Source organism: Effusibacillus pohliae DSM 22757 (assembly GCF_000376225.1).
GTDB lineage: Bacteria > Bacillota > Bacilli > Tumebacillales > Effusibacillaceae > Effusibacillus > Effusibacillus pohliae.
In genome coordinates this window covers 1-1108 of record NZ_AQXL01000003.1, presented here as the reverse complement: position 1 = coordinate 1108, position 1108 = coordinate 1, and the positions used below count along the sequence as shown (strand labels likewise).

At 46.1% G+C, this 1108-nt stretch carries 1 protein-coding gene and 1 pseudogene; both read right to left on the bottom strand.

From position 1 onward, the window contains the following. Positions 1–55 precede the first annotated feature (55 nt). A complete protein-coding gene (locus C230_RS23740; protein ID WP_407635563.1) occupies positions 56–283 on the bottom strand; it encodes an Imm26 family immunity protein in 228 nt (75 codons plus the stop codon). A 482-nt stretch (positions 284–765) separates the two neighbouring features. Further along, positions 766–1108: pseudogene (locus C230_RS23960) on the bottom strand (IS110 family transposase); the annotation flags it as partial.

Genomic DNA, 1108 nt, shown 5'->3' with positions numbered 1-1108 from the left:
ATTTGTTCGCACTCCTGTTTTGGGGGTGAAACAATAAATGGCCCTAGTCAAGAGACTAGAGCCTGTAAGGAAATTTTAATTCCGAGAGTCTTATCGGATTTAACCGGGGGGGAAGTACCTTATCCTTAGATGGCACTCTATAAATGTATATGAGATTACAAAGTATTACTAAGTTTTTACTTGGCATATCAGTTTTTATTACTTTTCCATAAAAATATAAATTTGGTTTTGGTTGAATAACAAATACGTCTCCTGACTTTGGCTTCTTTCTGGATGGTTGCATCTTTATTAACAAATCAAAAGACAAATTCTCACATCCTTACATTAAAATCCACGATGCTTAAACCAAGTTTCTCCCCACTGTACGGCTTCATTATACCACGGTCTTTTCGGGCTAATGCTATTAATCTTGTTTTCAAAGTGCTGATTTCTAATGATTAAAGCCTGTTCGATTGCTCTAGCTTGTCTTCTAGTAAGCGGCTCATTAGTAACTGTGCGCAACTCCTCAAATCGTTTACCGTGATCCTTAAACCGCTTTTCTAGGTTTCTCGATATGCCTACATAACTAGCTTTCCCGTCTTTTATTCCTATATATACATGCATGTCTGCCGGGCCTTGTAGGAGAGACTTGGGTGTCTCATGAGCTACAGCCGCAACTCCATCACCAGCATGCGCACCTGCTGAAACGGCTTCCGCCCCTTTGGCTGCGATTCGATCCGCTTCTCCGACTATCCGTGCGCCTTCCGCTACATGGGCTGCCTCACCCGCCGCTTTCGCCGCACGCGCCGCAAACACTTGCCTATATTCGGGAAAGAAGCGATCCAGCCAATTGTGGATTCTTCCTTTCACGCGATTCAAATCCCCGCACAGACGGTCTCGCTGGTTCATCAGCACACGCAGGTCGGCATAAACGCCTTCCGGCAACTGCGGCTGTGTATAGCGACCGTCGATGACGAGCTTGGCGACGACTTTCGTATCTTTGATGTCGTTCTTGGTCGGCGAGTTGTCGTCCAGTTCCTTGCTTTTCTTGACGTGGTGCGGGTTGACAAGCACCACCTCGATTCCACGCTGCTTCAGGAAATGAAATAGCGGGAACCAGTAGTGGCCG

What these genes read in the sequence shown, in the direction of transcription:
- C230_RS23740 (WP_407635563.1), bottom strand. Translation starts at nt 283, where the DNA reads ATGCAACCATCCAGAAAGAAGCCAAAGTCAGGAGACGTATTTGTTATT.